The following is a 21,537-nucleotide window of genomic DNA, read 5'->3' on the forward strand; positions in this document are numbered from 1 at the left end:
AATTACTCCATCGATTTAAAAAATGTAACGAAATGCAAAGTATAATAATTGAAAAGTTACACGTAAACACCATTGAGTAAAGTATAAATGCGAGTTGCGATCGCTGGAGCCGGACTGGCTGGCCTATCTTGTGCCAAATATCTTGTTGATGCGGGACATACACCTATTGTCCTAGAGCGTCGAGATGTTTTAGGGGGTAAAATTGCCGCTTGGAAAGATGCAGACGGAGACTGGTACGAAACTGGACTGCACATCTTTTTCGGTGCTTATCCGAATATGTTACAGCTATTCAAAGAGCTAGATATTGAAGATCGCCTACAGTGGAAAGAACACACGATGATCTTCAATCAACCGGATCAACCTGGAACCTATTCTCGCTTCGATTTTCCCGATCTTCCTGCCCCAATTAATGGAGTAATTGCCATTTTGGGGAATAATGATATGTTGACCTGGCCAGAAAAAATTAAGTTTGGCATCGGACTCATTCCAGCAATGATCAAGGGTCAAAAGTATGTAGAAGCGATGGATCAATACTCTTGGTCAGAATGGATGAAAAAACAAAACATCCCTCCTAGAGTAGAAAAAGAAGTTTTTATCGCCATGTCTAAGGCTTTAAACTTCATTGATCCCAATGAGATTTCATCGACCATTTTACTAACCGCTTTAAACCGTTTTCTACAAGAAAAAAACGGCTCTAAAATGGCATTTCTAGACGGTTCTCCGACTGAAAGACTCTGTGACCCTCTTGTGGAGTATATTACGGCTAGAGGGGGCGAGGTTCGCTTAAATGCCCCTTTAAAAGAAATTTTGCTCAACGAAGATGGTAGCGTTAAAGCATTCCTGCTTAGGGGAATGGACGGCGCACCTGATGAAGTTTTTACCGCCGATTGTTATGTTTCTGCGATGCCAGTCGATCCGTTAAAGGTCATGTTACCCCACTTCTGGAAACAGATGGACTTTTTCAAGAAATTGGATGGTTTAGAAGGTGTACCAGTCATTAACTTGCATCTATGGTTTGATCGCAAACTAACCGATATTGATCATCTTCTTTTCTCGCGTTCTCCTCTGTTGAGCGTATATGCTGATATGAGCAACACTTGTAAAGAGTATGCTAATTCCGATCGCTCGATGTTAGAACTCGTTTTAGCCCCGGCTAGGAATTGGATCAGTAAATCGGATGAAGAGATTATCGCGGCTACGATGGCCGAATTAGAAAAACTCTTCCCGCAACACTTTACAGGAGATAACCCAACTCAGTTACTAAAATCTCATGTTGTGAAAACTCCTCGCTCAGTCTACAAAGCGACTCCAGGTCGTCAGGCGTGCCGTCCAGACCAAAAAACTCCTATTAAAAATTTCTATCTTGCAGGGGATTACACCATGCAACAATATTTAGGGAGTATGGAAGGAGCCGTCTTATCTGGTAAACTAGCGGCGAGTGTCATTGCTCAAGATTCTCTTCTTGATGCCGTGAATTCCTCTAGTGACTATAACACCACTGCCCGCAAAGTGCAGATGGTCTAATCGTCTTACCAAGGTCAGTTTTCTACTGGCCTATTGAATGAGACAATGCTAAATGACGATTAAGCTCGTATACAGACATGTGATCTGCCTGTGGTGAATGCTGCAATTGCCTAGACCCCCTCTACCAACAACCCCTCTGGCCTCTCTAGAAGAGTCCTATGAACTCTGTCGCCAAATTACCGAGAAATTTTCTAAAACCTTTTATCTCGGTACTCTCCTGATGCCCAAAGAAAAACGACAAGCGATTTGGGCAATCTATGTCTGGTGTCGCCGTACAGATGAACTCGTGGACGGACCACAAGCAGGACTAACAACGCCCGAAACCCTCGATCAATGGGAGCAAAACCTCGATTCTATTTTTGCCGGTTCTCCTATTGAAGATGCAGATGTGGCCCTAGTCGATGCTTTACAACGGTATCCGATGGACATTCAACCTTTCCGCGATATGATAGCTGGACAAAGGATGGATCTTTATCGTAATCGTTACGAAACTTTTGAGGAACTCAAGCTCTATTGTTACCGAGTCGCTGGTACTGTTGGACTAATGACCAGTCCTGTTTTAGGAGTGGATCAACGACGGGGAACGGCTCCCTGGGAACAAGGGTACTATATCCCAGAAGAGGAAGCGATCGCCCTCGGAATTGCGAATCAATTGGCGAATATCCTTAGAGATGTGGGAGAAGATGTCCAACGAGGACGAATCTATCTACCTTTAGAAGATTTAGAGCTATTTAACTATACAGAAGAAGATTTATTAAAAGGGGTTATTGATGAACGTTGGCAAGCTTTGATGCAGTTTCAGATTCAACGAGCGCGACAATATTATACATCGGCCGAAAGAGGGATTCAGTCTTTGTGTTCCGATGCTCGTTGGCCCGTTTGGGCGGCTTTAATGCTCTATCAGGGTATTTTAGATGTTATTGAAGCCAACAATTATGATGTGTTTACAAAACGCGCTTTTGTCCCGACGACTAAGAAAATGGTTTATTTACCTGTAGCTTGGTTACGAGCGCAGGCCTTATAAATTAGTAACTCTTAATACAAAAAGGTGGGCGACTGCTTACCTTTTATTTTTTAAAACGAATTTATAATATCTGTACAGAAGCAGTATAAATCGGCACTAAATAAATTAAATAGGTTTCTCCAGATGCTTTAGCTTGCTGCAAAACTTCTTGTAAATTCTCACTATGAGTGATGATCCCATGTTGATTATAAGCTATATATTGATTGGGATATTTGAGCAAGATTTCATGGCGATTATTATTTAGCCATTTGAGAATATCCCGCATTTGAGAGTCAGATGACATGATAATTTTTTCACTCTCATCATTTAATACAAGTATACCATCTAATTCGTTAATAAGCTAAAAATTGAATTACACATATTTAGTGTTTTATTTGTATAATAATCAAGCAAAACACTACGGATAGACCATAGAACAGATGAATTATTTATTGGAGTGGCAAAATAGTTGTGTAGATGATCAGTTAATTCGTCTGAATGTCACTGCTTTATTTGGTTCTTTACCGGCTGACTATTTACTCTATTCTGATGAACTACCGCGACGCAATGATGGCAGAGTGACTCAAAGTATCCTCAAACGTTACGAACATACGGAACAAGGGGGCTGGTGGTGTTCTGGAATTGATTTACTGACGGGTAATGATGATTTGTGGGGCTGTTTTAAGCCGAATACACCGCGTTTAAACACAGAGCAACAAAAACCCATTAAATACGAACATCCGCCTAAAACCTCTACTGGAATCTTTGCCTTACGGGTTCCGCTTCATATTTGGCAAATTATTTCTGAACGTTTTGGGGTTCCTATTTTATCACATGAAATCGATAAAGAGCAACCTGATTTTGGTTTTTGGCAATGGCTGAAAAATCATCCTCAAATTCCCCTATGTATTACCGAAGGGGCGAAAAAAGCGGGGGCATTATTGACAGCAGGATATCCAGCGATCGCACTTCCTGGTATTAACAATGGTTATCGTATTCCAAAAGATGATTTAGGCAACCGTATTGGTAAAGCTTATCTTATTCCTCAATTACATAAATTAGCAACACCAAAAAGAGAAATTTATATTGTTTTTGATCAAGATCTTAAACCTAATACGATTAAAGCAGTTAATACAGCCATTAAACGGATGGGATATTTACTCACACAAGCTGAATGTTCAGTAAAAGTAACGTCATGGACAGCAAGTTTAGGCAAAGGGGTTGATGATGTTTTAGCTAATCATGGACAACTTGTGTTTGATGAATTATATCAAAAATCTATTTCTTTTGAGATTTGGCAAGCTCAAAATTTATCCCAATTAACTTATCAGCCCAATTTAGAGATTAACAGTCGGTATTTACCCGATATTACAATTCCGCAAACCGCTAAACTAATTGCTCTAAAATCAGCCAAAGGTACAGGAAAAACTCGCTTTTTAGAAAATATTGTTGCCCAAGCTTTAGAACAGCATCAATCAGTTTTAGTAATTGGACATCGAGTTAAATTAGTTGAAGAACTTTGTCATCGTTTTGGCTTACAATATATCACAGAAGTTCGTGATAAAACTCATAATCAAATATCAGGTTATGGTTTATGTATCGATTCTCTCCATCCTAATTCTCAAGCACAATTTAATGCGTCACAATGGAAAGATGGGATTGTTATTATTGATGAAGTTGAACAAGTTATTTGGCATGGTTTAAACTCCGATACCTGTAAAAGTAATCGTGTGGCTATTCTGAAATCTTTAAAAACTTTGATACAAAATGTTTTAGGAGAAAAGGGCAAAGTTTATCTAGCAGATGCAGATCTTAGCGATATCACTATTGATTATTTAATTTCACTTTCGGGAATTACGTTACAACCATTTGTAATTCAAAATACCTGGAAACCTAGTTATGAAGAAGCTTGCAAGATTTATAATTATCCTGAAACTACACCAAAAAAGTTTATTAAAGATTTAGTAAAACATATTAAAGATGGCGGAAAACCTTTCGTTTGTCTATCAGCACAAAAATTAACCAGTCAGTGGGGAACTTCTACCCTAGAATCTTATTTTAAAAAACAATTTCCTGACAAAAAAATACTACGCATTGATTCTGAGTCATTAATAGAACCTACTCATCCTGCTTATCAATGTATCGTCAATCTTAATCAAATTTTAATTAACTATGATATTGTTTTAGCAAGTCCATCAATTGAAACGGGTATTAGTCTTGATTTAAAAGAGCATTTTACTTCGGTTTGGTGTTTAGCTCAAGGAATACAAACAGCTACATCAATTTGTCAATCTTTAGGGCGAATTCGAGAAAATATTCCTCGCTATGTTTGGTTAGCATCCTATGGTTTTAATCAAGTGGGTAATGGTTCAACTTCTATCCCTTCTTTGTTGAGTTCTGGACATCGTTTAATTGAGTTAAATATCCGTTTACTACAACAATCGGATCTCGAAGCTTTAGACGATTTAGATACAGGTTTTCAAGCAGAATCTTTACTCTGTTGGGCTAAAATGGCGGTGCGAGTTAATGCGTCGATGATTAATTACCGAGAAAATATTTTAGCACAGTTACAACATGAAGGACATCAGATTATTTATGTTAAACAAAATCAGGTGATTTCTCAACAAGAAGCGGAAAAAAATCAACAAAAACAGCATCAATTAACGGAGGCTATTAAGGCAGTTCGAGAACAAAATTATCAAGTAGAATGTGAGGCGATCGCTTCGGCAAATCTTGTATCGGATGATGAATATAGACAAATAAAAAGACAACTAATTAAAACAATTTCCCAACGACGATCAATCAAAAAATACGATTTACAAAAACGTTATGGAATTTTGGTTAATCCTGAATTAGTGATGAAAGATGATGCGGGTTGGTATCAGAAATTAAGGTTACATTATTTTCTAACTATCGGACGACAATTTTTATCCGATCGAGATACTCTAATTGCCAAAAAATTGTTAGACTCTGGTCATGGTAGTCTTTTTATTCCCGATTTTAATGGTTCGCAACTGGGCGCAATAATTGGCACAATGGAAGTTTTAGGAATATCTGTATTATTAGCGCATCCTGAACGTGAATTGCGCTCAATTGATTTAGATTTACAGAAAATGGCCGAAATTGCTATTTATAATCGTTCAGAAATTAAAGGAATTACTAAAATTGGTTTAGCTGCTAATTCTAGCCCAATTACGATTATTAGAAGATTTTTAGATTTATTGGGTTATGGTTTGACTCACACTCGTAGCGAAAGAGTTAATAAAAAAACTGTCAGGGTTTATCAAATTTTGCCCCCAAACGATGGTAGAGAAGAAGTTTTCAGACAGTGGTTATTTAAAGATGAAAAATGTCCAGGTAGTTCGGAAATTTGGTATGAGGATTATCTTTTTACTCTAAAGAATTTGAAAAATCAATCCATTAGCATCGAGAGTCCGTACCTACAGTTATCCCTAGAATTGTAGCCCCAAAAGATTTTTGAGCGAAGGTATTGCATTATAGAAATGCCTATGCTACAATTAGAAATTGTCGGTTAAAAAAGAAAAAACGGGGGCGTGGCGGAATGGTAGACGCTACGGACTTAAAATCCGTTGACCCTTATAAGGTCGTGTGGGTTCAAGTCCCACTGCCCCCATTAGAATTGGCTCCATTATTTTATTTCTGGCGAAAAAGAGCAAAGGCTGAAGTATAGCCATGTATAAAGGTTCTTCCGCCAACTGGGCCGATCTCGCCATTACAGAAAAAGCCACTTAGAGGAATATCTGGTATATATCGGCGAAAAAGCTCTGAATCAAAGTTATTTTGCTGATAAAGGGCTTGTCCGCGTCCTAAACAAGTAAACATCAATGCCCCAACTGGCTCGCTTCTGGGGGTTTGTTCAGCGCAAGAGGATTCTAGGAGTAATTCTAAATCAAGGGCTGAGGTGGCGGCATCCCTAAGATGAAATTGAATGCGTTGTCCTGGACGAATACGATCTCCAACAGCGATCGCACCTTGTTTAGGATCAACACCTAACAAATTCCGAATCAAAAAATCTCCGCTTTTAAGATCTTGTTTAAATTCATCTCTAGCGATCCCAATAAATAAAGACGTTTGGACAAGTTGCTGCTCGGACTCGCTTAAAGTATCAATCAATTCTCTTAGGATATCTAAAGGAGGACGGAAAACACCGCCTTTTTGTGGATCACTCAATGTAATAATGATGTTACGTTCGGCTTCGGTGACTTGATAGGGTTCACCAATGGGACGACAGCCCTGAGCGACGATCGTTTCTACAATAATATTACCTGATAAGGCAATTCCAACAGTCCCTTCACGTTGGACTTTTGGAATTTGAGGATTATTTTGATCGTAATAAAATAAAGTCGCTTGTCGATCACTTAGCCCACCACTCGCTAACCCACCAATTTTGACACTTTTTGGATAAGCATAGTCTAATCCTTCAAGAAGATCATTAATCCTCGACGTAAACGGGTCACATAATAGAATAAACTGGGGGTTTTGCTCAACGGGAACATTAATTAACTCTGTCCATCTTTGAGGAGAACTATCTAAATCAGGTAATTGCTGACTAGAAAAAGAAAAAGGTTGAATAGCGACTTCTGGTAATTGAGCAACCGTTAAACTTAATGCTAAATCATTTTCGATTTCCATAACTTGTTCTGTTGAAGAGATCCCGACAATACCTCCACCTCCACAGCCTATTAATAAAGGTAAAGATATTTTTTCTAAAATGAGAGGCACTAGACGAGGATAGTCACTCGCATAGGAAGAGGAAATAAAAACAATTCCCAAGTCTGGAGAACCGAGTAAAGATTTGTTAATTTTGTCAACAACTTCTGTGACGGCAGCTTCTAAAGAAGGGCGAGTTGATAATGCGTTAAACCATTGCATAGATTTGATCATCGATTTAGTGTTAGATTTAAGTTTTGATAATTTTTTCTAACATGAAAGTAAATTGAGTCTAGATTCTTTACTTTTCTTTAATATTTTTTTGAAGGAAGAATTTAAGTAAAATCTGGGTTGACTAACTTAAGAGATTTCGTTTACATAAATTGTATCATTGACTTTTGTCATCAAGTTAAAATTTAGCTTGATTGCTTTTTTTATAGATTTCAATCACTTTGACCTCTAAAGTTAAAAAGTTATTTTAGCTTATTAACTTTACCAATTCATTAAGTGTATTAGATCAATTCCTGATGTTCAGTTTGGTTGTGAATTCCTGACATCGTTAGGAAAAGAAAACAAAACTTGATTTTTTCGCCATAACATGATATTTGTTGATCAAGATTTTGAATCAATTTCAAACAATTGTTTAAAAAGTGTCATTTTTGTAGGAAAACTTATAGCTTTCCTAGAGAATTGATTAGAGTGGATGCACTAAAAGTATTTTTAGAAAGATGGGGAATCGGACGAATGGCGATCGCTTGTTTACCCATTTTCAGATGAATTGACTTTTTTAAGGAAAACTCATCCATTCTTGGTCTAGCTTCGCACCCTAGCCACACGATTTAACATAAGTTAATATTTTTTTCTCCTCCTCGCCTCCAATCAAAGTAATTATTGAGTTGAATTAGGGAATGCTTTATAGAGAAAGCTTTCTTAATCTCTGACTTTTGCATAAAGGTCAAATTAATCATGGCAAATGTCTTCAAAAATCTTTTTGACAAAAAATCAAAAGGAATCGGGTTAGAAATTACTCCAGAACGAGTCAATCTTGTTCAACTGGCCAAACAGGGACAGGGCTATAAACTTGCCAAATACTGCACCGTCGATATTCCGGAAGGCATCTTTGAAGAAGGAAAAATCGTGGACTCTCCTGCATTAGCCGAACTAATACAGGAATTGATGGCAGAAAATAAAATCAAAACCCGAAAAGTCGCAACGGGCGTTCCGATGAGAGAATCGGTCATTCGGATCATTCCCATTCCAGCAGCCCTCAACGACCTTGAATTACGGGATATGGTTTTAAATCATGAAGCGGGTTTGTATCTTCCCTACCCTAGAGAAGAAGTCGATCTCGACTACCAAAAATTAGGGTACTTTCAAGACGAGGATGGCATCGAAAAAGTACAAGTGTTACTCGTCGCAACAAGACGAGAAGTGACGGATACTTATCTAGAAACTTGTAGCCAGGCGGGGTTACAAATTGATGTCCTAGAAATCAATAGTTTTGCCCTAATTCGTACGATTCGGGAACAACTCAGACAGTTTAGCTCAAATGAAGCCGCCGTATTAATCGATATCGAATTCGATAATACCGAAATTGCGATCATTGTCGATGGCGTTCCCCAATTTTCTCGAACCGTTCCCATCGGCACCTATCAGTTACAGAATTCACTTTCACGAGCGATGAACTTACCCGCATCGAGAAACCCCGAAATTCTCCAAGGGATGACCATTCCCGTCACTGCTTTAGATAGCTTAAGTACAGCAGGAGCCGCCGTCAATCCTGGAATTACTGCCCTAACAAGAGTTTTAGGTGAATTAACCGACGAATTACGACGATCGATTAATTTCTATCTTAACCAAAGCGATGAATTAGAAATCGTGCAACTACTCTTAGCGGGGCCAGGTGGTGGACTTGCTCAACTCGATGAATTTTTTACACAACGTTTAAGTGTTCCCACCATGCAAATTGATCCCATCTCGGCATTATCTCTCGATTTAGAGCAAGAAATACCAGCCATCAAACGGCCTGGACTTGGTACCGTACTTGGTTTAGGATTGCGGGGGGTTTAATCGATGTATAGCTTAGATGTTAACTTTCTCAAAGATCGCAAATTAGATGAATCAACAAAGGCGGCTCCCATTCGGGGCGCGACACCGATTTCTTGGCGCAAACAAACACCACTTCTCATCGGTTTGGGTATTGGGGCTGCGCTGATGGGCTTAACTGCCCTTTTAGGAATAATGCTGAATTGGCAAAAAGCCAAAACGGAAGCCAATATCAAACAACTAGATGCAGAAATTAGTCAACTTCAGGCGAAAGGCCAAAGCTTGGCAGAAATGGAAGCAAAAGTTAAGGCAATTGATGAAGAAGTTACGGCTTTAGTGACTGTATTCAATCAAATTAAGCCACGATCAGCCGTTTTGCAAGAAATACGCCGCCGAACGCCACCGACTGTACAAGTAGTCACTATTGAAGAAAGCGCGATCGCACCAACGGCTGAAGAGGGCGGCACACAACCTAAAGTACAATTGCTCCTCACGGGTTATGCTCGTAGCTATGATGATGTGAATAAATTTCTACTATCTTTACAGAATTCTGAGTTTTTCACAGCGTCCAAAACACGAATTCAAGGAGCCAGACAAGAGGGATCACCGATTAACTTAGATACTACAGGAGCTAACTTAGAAACACGAAAGATCAAGCTTGAAATTCCCGAAGCAGTGCAGTATACCATCACGACTCAATTGAGCGATATTCCAGCCTCAAAGTTATTACCATCTTTAGCTCGTAATGGTGCAGTCGGTTTAGTAACGCGCATCAAAACCCTTGAACAAAAAGGAGCCGTTCAACCATGACATATACTGAAGAATACCTCCCGCAAGAAGATCAGGATTTAGAAGGAAGTGATTATCCGACTGCTTTTGGGATTACTTTTACGCCAAAAGTAAGTGGTATTGCTCTCGCTCTAGGAGGGTTACTCGGCTCGGCTGCTCTAGCATCAAATTGGGTATTACCACTTAATGAAAGCTATCAAAAACTCAAAGCCGATGAACAAGCTAAACAAGAGCAAATCGAGCAACAAAAAAGCGGTAAACTCGACGAAAGATATCAAACATTAGAACTGCAACTTAAACAAAAAGAAGCATTAAAATTGCAAGTTTTAGCTCTTTTTGCCAATGAAGCATCCCTTGATACAATCCTGCTTGATATTAATCAATTATTCAAAAATCGAAACGTAGAATTAACGAGTTTTGAACCCGAAGCAGACGGGACAAAAATTATTGAGGATGGTTCATTAGGTACAGCAGTCGATAAAAAACTCAAACGTCAAAGTTATAACGTAAATATAACAGGCGCGTTTGAGCCGACTCAATCTGTGATTAGAGATTTAGAACGATTACAACCATTAATACTCATTAAAGATCTCAAAACAACCTTAGAGGGAAATCAAAAAACCGATGCTTTTCTCTTAGTTGATACAGCAACGAAGACCTCTAAAATCATCCCCAAAGCCAATCAAAAAGTGACTACAACGATGAGATTGGACGTGATTATGCCTCTAACCCCAGAAGAACTGGCCAAACTAGCCCCCCCGCCACCACCGCCAGATCAACAAGGACAACAACCCCCAGCAGAACAAAAATAATTTTTAGTTAAGCAAAATCGGTGCAAGGAGCAAACTTGTGAAAAATTACACTTATCTTTCTTGGCTTATTAATAGTACAGCTTTCTTATTTCTAGCGGTACAACCAGGCATCGCTACAACAGAAACTCAATCGCTCCTCAATGAAACAGACGGCGAAAATAAGTTGGAGTTTCATAAAATTACAGGAGTTAATGTCAAAGCAGAAGATCTATCATTTTCGGAAGTTAATCAAAAAACATTTTCAGTCGAGCAAGGGCTTAAAATAGCTACTCCTAAAATGGAGACAAAACCGATAGAAGCGGTACAAAAAACGACTCAAATCGCACAAGCTTACCCCCAACCTCCGATGATTCCCAATCCTGCAATTACAATTCAAGATAGTAATGGGAATCCTTTTGAGGCACCAACTGCTAATGTGCCAGAGTATAATACACCTGTTTTACCGAGAGCCGTCGCTCCTCCAGTGGGTGATATAGCCATTTCTAACATTGATGCAACGTCACAGAAAGTAAAATTTAATACAGGCTCAGTGATTATTCCCCGTGTTCTTTTGCGAGAAGCGTCGGTGCGAGAAGTGCTGATGACATTAGCAAACTATGCGGGCTACAACGTTGTGTATATTGATGGTCCTGGTGGTCAAAGTGATCCCAATCAACCAGCCATATTACAAACGATTTCCTTAGAATTCAACAACGAATCAGTCGAAGATATTTTTAATTCTATCTTGATGATCTCTGGTTTTAGCGCGAATCTACAAGGAAGAACCATTTTTGTCGGTGCAAAATTACCCGATTCTGCACGGAATTTAATCAGTCGTACACTACGAATGAACCAAGTTAGAGCGATCGACGCGGCATCTTATTTAGCCGCCCAAGGAGCAGAATATCCTAGACTTGTTACCGAAGTTGAAGAAATCATTAGACAAACTTCAGTAACTGGTCAAGGTACAAGTAGTAATATAGATGCGGTTGTGGCTAGAAAAACAAGACCACCAGAGTTTCGACCTCTAACGATTAAACCAGATGATGGCTCAGTTGCACCCATTTTACTTAAAGGTTTGAAGGTAGTAGCAGACGAGCGCTTAAATTCAGTTAGTTTAATTGGAGAACCGCGACTGGTTCAAATCGCTACATCACTCTTGGTACAACTTGATGCACGTCGTCGTCAAGTTGTTGTAAATGTTAAAGTGATTGACGTTAACCTGTTAAATACAGACGATTTTAACAGTAGTTTTTCCTTTGGCTTCAATGATGGATTTTTCCTTCAAGATGGTGGTGCCGCCGTGTTAAACTTTGGCGGAGTTAACCCACCGAGTCGCTCTGATGTAACTGGCGGGGCTTTCTCTAGACCCGTTGTTCCTTTGCTCAATACCATTGTTGGAGGGGCAGCAACCTTAGCTCCTTTCTTTGATATCCAGCGCGGACCATTTAGCAATATTCCGCGAGGTTTTAACGAGTTTACTGATAGTTTGTCTCCCTATGCTCGTCCTAACTTTGGTAGCAGAAATAATCCTTTTCAGCCTGGTGTAAGTGATATTAACATTGACCCGACTACTGGGATTGTTGAGTATGAATACGAGTTACCTGGTTTGTACCAATATCCCCAAAAATTCTTGCTTTCTCTAGAAGCTCAGATTACCAGTGGAAATGCTAAGGTACTTACCGATCCCTCAGTTGTTGTGCAAGAAGGACAAAAAGCCACTATTGCAGTGACAGAAAATGTCATTAGTGGTGTCAACACTCAAGTTGATCCCCTTAGTGGAGTGAGAACGACTACACCAGAGATATCACGAGTTGGTTTAATTCTAGATGTAGACTTAAATAGCATCGATGATAACGGGTTTATTAGTCTTGCTGTCAACCCAACGATCTCAGCGCCAGGCTCAACCGTTAATTTTAATAGTGGCGATGGTGCAGTTAACCAAATTACCCTTTTAACCACACGCCAGTTAAATTCGGGTTTGATTCGCTTACAAGATGGACAAACTCTGATCTTATCTGGAATTATCCAAGAAGCCGATCGGACTTCCGAAAGTAAAGTACCAATTTTGGGTGATATTCCAATCTTGGGCGCGTTATTCAGAAGCAGAAGCAATCAAGTCGGACGCAATGAAGTGATTATTATCGTGACTCCAAAGATTCTCGATGATAATGCTAATTCAGCCTTTGGCTATAACTATCAACCTGGCAAAGATGCAGCAGAAATCCTGAAGCGTCAAGGTTTCCCCATTCAACCTATGCCTTAACAGTTATCAGTGATCAGTTATCAGTTATCAGTTTTTTTACTGTGTCCTGATGATGAGCTAATCGCTAATTAGGTAAATAATCGGGATTAAGAGACTCATCTGGTGTGAAAGGGCAAACAGCAGGAAATCGCTCTAATAAGATCATGGTTTCATCTGCTGCCAATGCCCTAGCATCTTGATAACATTCCTCAAAGACTTCAGCAAAATATCGTTTTAAACTCGGACTTTTTTTGAATGCTTTGCTGATTCTTCGTCGATGTTCTCGAATGGTGACACGCCAGCTATTAGACCTTTTTTCTGGTTGATAAGCGTATTTGAGTAGGTGCATCAGAATAATTGTTAAGTTGTTTTCTAATGCACTTCTCTCGCTGTTACTCATACCGATTAATTCTTCAAGTAAATGAGCTAGATCTACGTTAGATAATCGTCCTTCTTCAAGAAGTTTTATGGTTTCTTCTAACCAAAGACAAAAATCTTGTTCATAAAGTGTTCTGATTTGAGTTGTCATTTTGCTTACGCATATAAATTAGCACCAATACTTAATCCTATTAAACCTTTAAGGAAATGGCGACGGTTATAATAAACGGTTTCGGCAGTTACTTCATTTTTGGATAATTGCCAAATTTTAGGAGTACGAATTAAAACCATAAAGCCAGTTTGTCCCCAATTACCAATAAAATAAGCAAATATATCTAGCCATTATTTTACCGAAAATTTGGGTCTTTTACCCCGTCATAAGAGGACGGCTTTGTAATATATCTTAATTTATAATATTTTTATCTACAATATTGTGTGATAAAATAGTTTTATGCTAATTAGAGAAGCCAAGCTACTAAACGGAACAAAGGAGCAATACTTAGCTCTTGATGAAGCCATTCGGACAGCCCAATTTATTAGAAATAAAGCGGTTAGATATTGGATGAACAATCAAGATGTGAGTAAAGCTACTTTGTATTCTTTATGCAAAGATTTAGCTAAGGAGTTTTGTTTTGCTAAAAAATTAAACTCATCAGCTAGACAGGCAAGTGCAGAAAGAGCGTGGGCATCTATATCTAGCTTTTATACTCGTTGTAAAAAGAAGGAGAAAAAGAAAGGTTATCCTAAATTCAAGAAAAACACTCGCTCTGTCGAGTACAAAGTATCGGGATGGAAACTATCAGATGATTGCATGAATATTGCCTTTACAGATGGTTTTGAGATTGGTAGTTTGTCTTTGTATTGTAATTTTGAAACACGAGAAGACTTATTTAGACTTAAGATAAATCGTGTTCGTGTTGTAAAAAGAGCAGATGGTTATTATGCCCAATTCTGTTTTGATACTGAACGCAAAGAGCAAGGTAACTATACAGGTAACGCTATCGGATTAGACCTTGGCTTAAAGTATTTCTATAAAGACCAAAACGATAATGCAGTAGTATCCCCTCGATATTTAAGCAAGTCTGAAAAACGACTTAAAAAAGCACAAAAAAGATTAAGCAGAAAATTTAACAAGGATAAAAAGCCTCAATCAAATAACTACCATAGAGCAAGAAAAAGATTAGGTAAAATACACCTTAAAGTTCAAAGACAACGTAAAGATTGGGCGATTAAGCAAGCCCGATGCGTAGTTCACTCTAATGATGTGATTGTCTATGAGGACTTAAAAGTATTAAACATGGTCAAGAATCACCATTTAGCTAAATCCATTTCTGACGCTAGTTGGTATCAATTCACGACTTGGTTAGACTACTACGGAAAAATTTGGGATAAAGCAGTAGTATCAGTGTCGCCTAACTACACAAGCCAAGATTGTTCTAATTGCTGTCATCGAGTTAAAAAAAGTCTTAGCACTAGAACTCATTCATGCCCTAACTGTGAAATAGAAATTTGTCGTGATACAAATGCAGCGATTAATATTCTTAAAAAGGGTATGAATGTCTTGGGAATTCAGTGGAATAACAGTACCTTTGGGCAAAAGGAAACTGCCGAGAAATCGGGAACGCTTGAGGAGACTTTCGCCTCTACTATTGATAGGAAACTAGAAATAGTAAGTGATGTCGATGAATCAAGAATAAGAATCTCCTCCCTTTAGGGAGTGAGAGTATGTCAAACTCTAAATCTTATTTTTGGCTCAACCTCACAACAATGGAAAAAATGTCTACTTCTGGAACAACCTATCAAAGTAAACCCTTGCCTCGCTTAAAACTCCTAACAATGTTTCGCTTAGGACTTTTTCAAATGGGTCTTGGTATTATGTCCCTCTTAACCTTGGGGGTTCTCAATCGGATTATGATTGATGAACTAAAAGTATTACCATTTTTGGCGGCGGCAGCGATCGCAATGCACCAGTTTGTCAGTCCAGCCCGCGTTTTGTTTGGTCAGATGTCCGATGCTAAACCGCTTTTAGGCTATCATCGCACGGGTTATGTGTGGCTAGGTGCTGCATTATTTACAACCCTATCGTTTATTGCATTACAAATTGTCTGGCAACTGGGCATAAATTTACAAGGGAGTGGTTGGAGTGCCATCACTTATACTTGGGTAATTATATTAGGTTTAGCTTTTGCCCTCTATGGTTTAGCTTTGAGTGCCAGTTCCACCCCTTTTGCTGCTTTGTTGGTCGATATTTCCGACGAAGATAACCGCCCTCAGTTAGTTGGGGTAGTTTGGTCGATGTTGATGGTAGGTATTGTAGTTGGGGCGATCATTAGTTCTAAATTGTTAAAAGGTGCAGACTCCCAAACACTGGATATTGCTCAACTGCAAACGATCATTAACCCTGTTTTTATTATTATGCCAGTGCTTGTTTTTGGTTTGTGTCTCATCGCTACTTCTGGGGTAGAGAAAAAATATTCCCGCTATTCGATGCGATCGACTTTAGTTGAGAGAGAAGATCAAATTACACTCACTAGAGCCTTAAGTGTTTTAACCGCGAGTCGTCAAACGGGGTTATTTTTTAGCTTTTTGTTGGTTCTCACCATCAGTTTATTCATGCAAGATACGGTGATGGAACCCTACGGCGGTGAAGTGTTTGGCATGACGATCGCACAAACAACCCAATTAAATGCGTTTTTTGGCATGGGAACCCTACTGGGGATTGCTTCAACGGGTTTTTTGGTTTTACCACGCCTAGGAAAGCCAAAAACGACCAAATTAGGCTGTATTTTAGCGGCGGTGTGTATCATTTTAATCATTGGTGCGGGATTTCCAGCTAGTACAAGTTTATTGAAATCGGGGTTATTATTTTTTGGTTTAGCTTCGGGTATGATTACGGCGGGTGCGACTAGCTTGATGTTGGATTTAACGATCGCAGAAACAGCAGGTACTTTTATTGGTGCGTGGGGACTCTCACAAGCAATGGCTAGAGGTTTAGCAACACTGTGTGGCGGTTTGGTCTTAAATTTGGGTAAGATGATCTTTGAGTTACCCGTTATGGCTTATGGTACGGTTTTTGTCGTACAAGCGATCGGTTTAATCATCGCAGTCGGTTTATTAGGGCGTGTCGATGTGAAGGAATTTAGAGAAAATGCTCAAGCGGCTATTTCTGCGGTGATGCAGGGCGATTTAGATGGGTGATATGATAAAAACCTAGCTTCTTGACTAGGGTTTGTGAGATGCTTAGAATTACAGGGTTGCCTTGAAAAATCAGAGACAGGAAAGCATGCAGGGACTATTTAAACGGTTATGGCAATGGCTGAAACGATTGTTGGGATTGGGACAAACATCCAATACAGGGAAAATAGCGCTCTTGTTACCCCCATTAACCGCTACAGATTATGAGTTTCTTTTCATGCAGTTACTCGAAGGAATTGCTCACGGTTGGCATGAAGGAAGAGTGCTAAAATTTTTTCATGCTCTTGACGATCGCAGTCGCCCCAGAGATTGGGTGATTTGGTTAGAAGGTTTTGGCGAAAAAGTTCGCTCTTCTACTGCACCTAATCAAATATTAGCAGTCCGTATGATCCGTTTAGGCGAATTAGCTCAGTCTTTCCCCGAAATTGAGCAAATCGGCGTAACTTCTATGAAAATCGGGCAAGAAATCTATGCTAAATCTACAGAAAATGTCGTTTGGGAATACGAAGGACCAGATTTAGCCGAAAACGCTGTGATTGCTGAAGTTCCCTTTCTCCCGTCAACAGATACGCCCGATCCTGAAAGTTCCCAGACACTAACACTAGATGAATTATTCACTCGCTTACAAAATGATCCAGAATTAGCGAGTTTGATGAGTGAACAATTAGGTCTTCAAACAGCCGATCCGACGACAATTATTCAAACATTAGTAGAACAATTTCAGTCATCACAGCTACAAAATGATGAAAATCTACCCAAAACAGCCGATGATTGGTTTGATGTTGGTTTAAAACAAGCTGAGAGTTCTAACTGGGAAGGTGCGATCGCTAGTTTTGATCGTGCGATTGCAATAGATCCTGAAGATGCTCAAGCATGGCACAATCGAGGTAGTGCTTTAGGAATGTTAGGCCGTTTTGAAGAAGCTTTAGTTAGTTTTGATCGCGCTATTGCTTTAGATCCTGAAAATTCCCAAATCTGGAATATTCGAGGTAGTATTTTTTATGGTTTAGAACGTTGGGAAGAAGCTTTAAAATGTTGGGAAAAATGCTTAGAGTTAGAGCCAGCTTTTTATCCTGGTTGGTATAATCGAGGCTGTGTATTGGAGATTTTAGGACAGAAAGAAAACGCGATCGTCTCTTACCGCAAAGCGTTAGCCATTCAGCCAGATTTTGATGTTGCTCAAGCTCGTTTAAATGATTTATTAGAGAATAAAAGTTAACTTTTTGAGCATATCTATTGTAATGCTTGACGAGCTAATAACCGATCGCGTAATCCTTGTGGAGCAAATTTAGCTTCATTCATACTACGAATATCTTGCGCTTGTTGTTGCCTTTGCTTAAGATAAAATTCAACATCTTGTTGATAATTGAGATAGTAAGCAATCGTAGCATATATATCAGCTAATTTGAATGGATAACGATAAGCGATTTCTTCTGCTGTTAAACCTTGCTTAACGACAGTAACAAGAGTATCTAAGGTTACGCGAGTATTACCGATTCTAAACACACCATCAGCATTAACTTTCAAAGGTGGAGACTCAGGTATAATTGCTAAAGTCATATAAAAAATTCCTAAAAACAAAAGCGAGTTTATAGTTTATTGTAGCTATTTTGGGCAAACTAATAGAGTAGTGATTAATTAGGATAAATAAGAATGAGTGAACCAATCATGTTTTATCATCAGGATCGACCTTATGGTTTTTTTTCTAACTTTTCTACCCATGCAGTTTATCTTAAGGGTAAAATTTGGCCAACTTCAGAACATTATTTTCAAGCGCAAAAATTTACGGGTACACCGAAAGAAGAAGATGTTCGTCTAGCAAAAAAACCAGGAGAAGCAGCAAAAATAGGACGCGATCAAAATAATCCTATACGTTCTGACTGGAATGCTGTAAAAAATGATGTTATGCGCGAGGCTCTTTATGCTAAATTTACTCAACATCCTGATTTAACTAAAAAACTGCTGGCAACAAAAGACGTTCAACTGATTGAACATACTCCAAATGATGGTTATTGGGGTGATGGTGGTGATGGTAGTGGAAAAAATATGCTTGGGTTATTACTGATGGAAATACGCGCTCAGATTCGTAAGGAGCTTCAAGGTATTTTATTTGTAGAAAGCGATTAGAATATTAGTACCAAGTAGTTGAGTGATCGATTATGTCTGTTGAGATCAATCAATTGATGCGTTGGACGACGGCGGATCTTGAATTATTACCCGATGATGGCTCTCGTTATGAGATTATTAATGGAGAACTTTTTGTGACTCGATCGCCCCATGTACTACATCAAACGACTTGCGTCAAAATGGCGACTCAGTTAGAAAATTGGTCAGAGCAAACAGGTAATGGTGTTGTAATTTTTGCTCCTGGTATCATTTTTACCGATGCAGATAATGTAATTCCTGATTTAATTTGGGTGAGTAAAGAACGTTTAGAGCAAGTCATTGATGATGCGGGACATTTAACGGGTGCGCCAGAATTAGTAATAGAAGTTTTATCACCGGGAAAAGATCAAGAAAGACGAGATAAACAGCTAAAACTTAAGTTATATTCGGCAAAAGGAGTTCATGAATATTGGATTGTTGATCGACAAAAACAACAAATAGAAGTTTATCGTCGAGATAATGCAGCGTTAACATTAGTTATGACTTTATATCCGAATGATACGCTAACGAGTCCTCTTTTACCTAATTTTAGCTGTTTGGTGAGTCGTATTTTTCGTTAAACATCTTTCATTGATAAACTAATTCTTTTTAGTTTTTCATTTACTTCCATTACTTTTACTTTTACGACTTGTCCAACTTTTACGATTTGTTTTGGATCGGATACAAATTGATTAGCGAGTTGGGAAATATGCACTAAACCATCTTGATGTACACCAATATCAACAAATGCGCCAAAATTTACAACATTTGTTATTACACCTTCTAAAATTAATCCTTCTTTAAGATCGGTAATTTCTTTTATTTCTGCTTCAAAGGTAGCATACTTAAATTCTTCTCTAGGATCTCTCCCTGGTTTTTCGAGTTCTTGAATGACATCTTTTAAGGTGGGTAAACCAACTTTATCGCTAACAAATTGCTTAAGATCTAACGTTTTTAAATGATGATTTTTTTGACTAATTTGGGAAATAGGAATGTTTAAAAAAGATGCGATCGCTTCTACTGTTTTATAACTTTCTGGATGTACTGCGGTATTATCTAAGGGATTTTCTCCATCCCGAATTCTTAAAAAACCTGCCGCTTGTTCAAACGCTTTTGCACCGAGTTTAGGTACTTTTAGTAATTCCTTTCGATTCTCAAATTTTCCTATTTCGTTGCGATAAGTAACAATATTATTCGCTACTGTTGAATTAATTCCTGAAACAAAGGTTAGTAATTCTTTCGAGGCGGTATTTAGATCTACACCTACATAATTCACACAGCTTTCTACTGTTTCATCTAGTTTTTTCTTTAGTAACTTTTGATCTACATCGTGTTGATATTGCCCGACTCCGATTGATTTAGGCTCGATTTTTACTAATTCTGCTAAGGGATCTTGTAAGCGTCTTCCGATACTAATTGCACCTCTAATTGTTAGATCAAGATTAGGAAATTCTTCTCGCGCTACATCAGACGCAGAATAAATAGATGCACCTGATTCGTTGACAGTAACTTTAATCGGTTTTTGCTCTAAATTTTTAAGAATTTCACTCATGAATTGATCGGTTTCACGAGATGCGGTTCCGTTTCCAATAGCAATTAATTGTATTTGATGTTTTTGAATTAATTTTTTAATAACATCTTTCGCTTCTTGTAGTTGTTTTTCACTACCAAAAGGAAAAATTGTTTGATATTCTAAAAATTGTCCTGTTTCTGATAAAATAGCGACTTTACAACCTGTTCTAAATCCAGGATCGACGGCTAAAGTCGGTTTCATTCCAGCAGGTGAAGATAGGAGTAAGTTTCTTAAATTTTCTTCAAAAGTTGTAATTGATTCTAAATCAGCCCATTGCTTTTTTAGGAGACGAATTTCACGCATTAAAGAGGGTTTAATTAAACGATTAAAGGAATCTCCAAGCATTTTTCGATAAAATTCTTTAAGTTGAGAAGTTTTAGTTTTAATTTCTTGGGAAGTTAGATAATTTATGACTGTTGACTCATCAAAATCAATATCAACTGATAAAATATCTTCGCTTTCTCCACGAAAAAGAGCTAGGATATGATGAGGTGCTGCTTTAGCAAGAGAAATTTTAAAGTTACGATACATTTCATATTTAGTGCTACCTTCAGGATGTGTATTTTTAATCTGAGAAACAAATACACCGTCTTTAAGGAGATAATCTCGTAAATAAGCTCTTAAGTTAGCTTTTTCGGCTATTTCTTCGGCTAAAATATCGGATGCACCTTGTAAGGCTTCGTCTACGGTTTTAACGTCTTTTTCAGGGGAAATATATTGATTAGCTTCTTGTTCAATATTTAAAGGTAAGACATGAGGAGAATTAAGAGATTTGATTAAATTTGCTAAAGGTTCTAAGCCTTTTTCTCTTGCTATTGTCGCTTTGGTTCGCCGTTTGGGTTTATAGGGTAAATATAGATCTTCTAATTCATTTTTTAGGAGACAAGATTGGATTTTAACTTTAAGGTCTTCTGTAAGTTTATTTTGTGTGGCAATAGCTTCTAGTATTGTTGATTTGCGTTGTTCTAATTCTATTAAATAATTGTAGCGATCTTGAATTGATCTAAGTTGCACTTCATCTAATGATTCTGTTTTTTCTTTGCGATATCGAGCAATAAAGGGAATTGTTGCACCCTCAGCTAATAAATTTAAAGCATTTTGGACTCTTACAGTCTGGATAGATAATTCAGAAGCGATAAGTTTAGGAATATCCAGTTGTGACATGAGTTATGAAAGC

Annotated in this window: 19 protein-coding genes and 1 tRNA gene; 13 read left to right on the top strand and 7 right to left on the bottom strand. The window is 38.3% G+C overall.

Annotation, left to right across the window (positions count from 1 at the left end):
• Nucleotides 1-87: 87 nt before the first annotated feature.
• Both pds and crtB read left to right on the top strand, forming a co-directional pair.
• Nucleotides 88-1,524 (top strand): 15-cis-phytoene desaturase, encoded by a 1,437-nt coding sequence (pds, locus tag C7H19_RS00780; protein ID WP_106454978.1) that lies wholly within the window; start codon nucleotides 88-90, stop codon nucleotides 1,522-1,524.
• A 97-nt stretch (nucleotides 1,525-1,621) separates the two neighbouring features.
• The gene (crtB, locus tag C7H19_RS00785) at nucleotides 1,622-2,548 is read left to right on the top strand and encodes a 15-cis-phytoene synthase CrtB (protein ID WP_106454979.1); all 927 of its coding nucleotides are present in this window, start codon (nucleotides 1,622-1,624) and stop codon (nucleotides 2,546-2,548) included.
• Between the two features lie 61 nt (nucleotides 2,549-2,609).
• On the opposite strand, the gene C7H19_RS00790 is transcribed toward crtB, so the two are convergent.
• Entirely contained in the window at nucleotides 2,610-2,831 is a 222-nt protein-coding gene (locus C7H19_RS00790; protein ID WP_106454980.1) for a DUF5678 domain-containing protein, read from the bottom strand.
• Between the two features lie 136 nt (nucleotides 2,832-2,967).
• On the opposite strand from C7H19_RS00790, the gene C7H19_RS00795 reads away from it, so the two are divergent.
• Nucleotides 2,968-5,991, top strand: coding sequence for a plasmid replication protein, CyRepA1 family (locus C7H19_RS00795; protein ID WP_106454981.1), 3,024 nt, complete (start codon nucleotides 2,968-2,970; stop codon nucleotides 5,989-5,991).
• Nucleotides 5,992-6,075: 84 nt separating this feature from the next.
• Nucleotides 6,076-6,161 (top strand) — tRNA-Leu (locus C7H19_RS00800).
• A gap of 20 nt (nucleotides 6,162-6,181) precedes the next feature.
• Here C7H19_RS00800 and C7H19_RS00805 read toward each other — a convergent pair.
• Both C7H19_RS00805 and C7H19_RS26970 read right to left on the bottom strand, forming a co-directional pair.
• A complete protein-coding gene (locus tag C7H19_RS00805) occupies nucleotides 6,182-7,432 on the bottom strand; it encodes an FIST signal transduction protein (protein WP_106454982.1) in 1,251 nt (416 codons plus the stop codon).
• A gap of 437 nt (nucleotides 7,433-7,869) precedes the next feature.
• On the bottom strand, nucleotides 7,870-8,004 hold the full coding sequence (locus C7H19_RS26970) for a hypothetical protein (RefSeq protein WP_281261708.1): 135 nt from the start codon (nucleotides 8,002-8,004) through the stop codon (nucleotides 7,870-7,872).
• 160 nt (nucleotides 8,005-8,164) lie between these two features.
• Between C7H19_RS26970 and pilM the strand changes: the two genes are divergently transcribed.
• From pilM to C7H19_RS00825, 4 genes are read left to right on the top strand one after another with little or no spacing between them, the layout of a single operon-like run.
• A complete protein-coding gene (gene pilM / locus C7H19_RS00810) occupies nucleotides 8,165-9,268 on the top strand; it encodes a type IV pilus assembly protein PilM (RefSeq protein WP_106454983.1) in 1,104 nt (367 codons plus the stop codon).
• A 3-nt stretch (nucleotides 9,269-9,271) separates the two neighbouring features.
• Nucleotides 9,272-10,054: a PilN domain-containing protein gene (locus C7H19_RS00815; RefSeq protein WP_106454984.1), complete on the top strand. Its 783-nt coding sequence runs from the start codon at nucleotides 9,272-9,274 to the stop codon at nucleotides 10,052-10,054.
• The gene (locus C7H19_RS00820) at nucleotides 10,051-10,845 is read left to right on the top strand and encodes a pilus assembly protein (RefSeq protein ID WP_106454985.1); all 795 of its coding nucleotides are present in this window, start codon (nucleotides 10,051-10,053) and stop codon (nucleotides 10,843-10,845) included. Before C7H19_RS00815 ends, C7H19_RS00820 begins: the two co-directional genes overlap by 4 nt.
• Nucleotides 10,846-10,882: 37 nt before the next feature.
• The gene (locus tag C7H19_RS00825) at nucleotides 10,883-13,090 is read left to right on the top strand and encodes a secretin N-terminal domain-containing protein (protein ID WP_245927203.1); all 2,208 of its coding nucleotides are present in this window, start codon (nucleotides 10,883-10,885) and stop codon (nucleotides 13,088-13,090) included.
• A gap of 64 nt (nucleotides 13,091-13,154) precedes the next feature.
• Here the strand turns inward: C7H19_RS00825 and C7H19_RS00830 are convergent, their stop codons facing one another.
• The gene (locus C7H19_RS00830; protein WP_106454986.1) at nucleotides 13,155-13,598 is read right to left on the bottom strand and encodes a DUF29 domain-containing protein; all 444 of its coding nucleotides are present in this window, start codon (nucleotides 13,596-13,598) and stop codon (nucleotides 13,155-13,157) included.
• A gap of 5 nt (nucleotides 13,599-13,603) precedes the next feature.
• The gene (locus tag C7H19_RS26975) at nucleotides 13,604-13,738 is read right to left on the bottom strand and encodes a hypothetical protein (RefSeq protein ID WP_281261709.1); all 135 of its coding nucleotides are present in this window, start codon (nucleotides 13,736-13,738) and stop codon (nucleotides 13,604-13,606) included.
• Between the two features lie 160 nt (nucleotides 13,739-13,898).
• On the opposite strand from C7H19_RS26975, the gene C7H19_RS00835 reads away from it, so the two are divergent.
• The 3 genes from C7H19_RS00835 to C7H19_RS00845 all read left to right on the top strand — a co-directional run bounded on the left by C7H19_RS00835 (nucleotide 13,899) and on the right by C7H19_RS00845 (nucleotide 17,861).
• On the top strand, nucleotides 13,899-15,161 hold the full coding sequence (locus C7H19_RS00835; RefSeq protein WP_106454987.1) for an RNA-guided endonuclease InsQ/TnpB family protein: 1,263 nt from the start codon (nucleotides 13,899-13,901) through the stop codon (nucleotides 15,159-15,161).
• A 62-nt stretch (nucleotides 15,162-15,223) separates the two neighbouring features.
• Nucleotides 15,224-16,645 carry a BCD family MFS transporter gene (locus C7H19_RS00840; protein ID WP_245927228.1) on the top strand — a complete coding sequence of 474 codons (1,422 nt, stop codon included), beginning with the start codon at nucleotides 15,224-15,226 and terminating at the stop codon, nucleotides 16,643-16,645.
• 85 nt (nucleotides 16,646-16,730) lie between these two features.
• The gene (locus tag C7H19_RS00845; RefSeq protein ID WP_106454988.1) at nucleotides 16,731-17,861 is read left to right on the top strand and encodes a tetratricopeptide repeat protein; all 1,131 of its coding nucleotides are present in this window, start codon (nucleotides 16,731-16,733) and stop codon (nucleotides 17,859-17,861) included.
• Between the two features lie 14 nt (nucleotides 17,862-17,875).
• Here C7H19_RS00845 and C7H19_RS00850 read toward each other — a convergent pair whose 3' ends face one another.
• Complete coding sequence (locus C7H19_RS00850; RefSeq protein ID WP_106454989.1) at nucleotides 17,876-18,202, bottom strand: DUF433 domain-containing protein; 327 nt, start codon at nucleotides 18,200-18,202, stop codon at nucleotides 17,876-17,878.
• A 93-nt stretch (nucleotides 18,203-18,295) separates the two neighbouring features.
• On the opposite strand from C7H19_RS00850, the gene C7H19_RS00855 reads away from it, so the two are divergent.
• Complete coding sequence (locus C7H19_RS00855; protein WP_106454990.1) at nucleotides 18,296-18,769, top strand: riboflavin biosynthesis intermediates N-glycosidase; 474 nt, start codon at nucleotides 18,296-18,298, stop codon at nucleotides 18,767-18,769.
• A 32-nt stretch (nucleotides 18,770-18,801) separates the two neighbouring features.
• Nucleotides 18,802-19,368, top strand: a complete 567-nt coding sequence (locus tag C7H19_RS00860; RefSeq protein ID WP_106454991.1) for a Uma2 family endonuclease — start codon at nucleotides 18,802-18,804, stop codon at nucleotides 19,366-19,368.
• Here C7H19_RS00860 and C7H19_RS00865 read toward each other — a convergent pair.
• Nucleotides 19,365-21,524, bottom strand: coding sequence for a Tex family protein (locus tag C7H19_RS00865; protein ID WP_106454992.1), 2,160 nt, complete (start codon nucleotides 21,522-21,524; stop codon nucleotides 19,365-19,367). The two genes, C7H19_RS00860 and C7H19_RS00865, sit on opposite strands and share 4 nt — an antisense overlap.
• Nucleotides 21,525-21,537 lie beyond the last annotated feature (13 nt).

This window comes from Aphanothece hegewaldii CCALA 016 (assembly GCF_003007785.1).
GTDB classification, from domain to species: domain Bacteria; phylum Cyanobacteriota; class Cyanobacteriia; order Cyanobacteriales; family Microcystaceae; genus Chroococcus; species Chroococcus hegewaldii.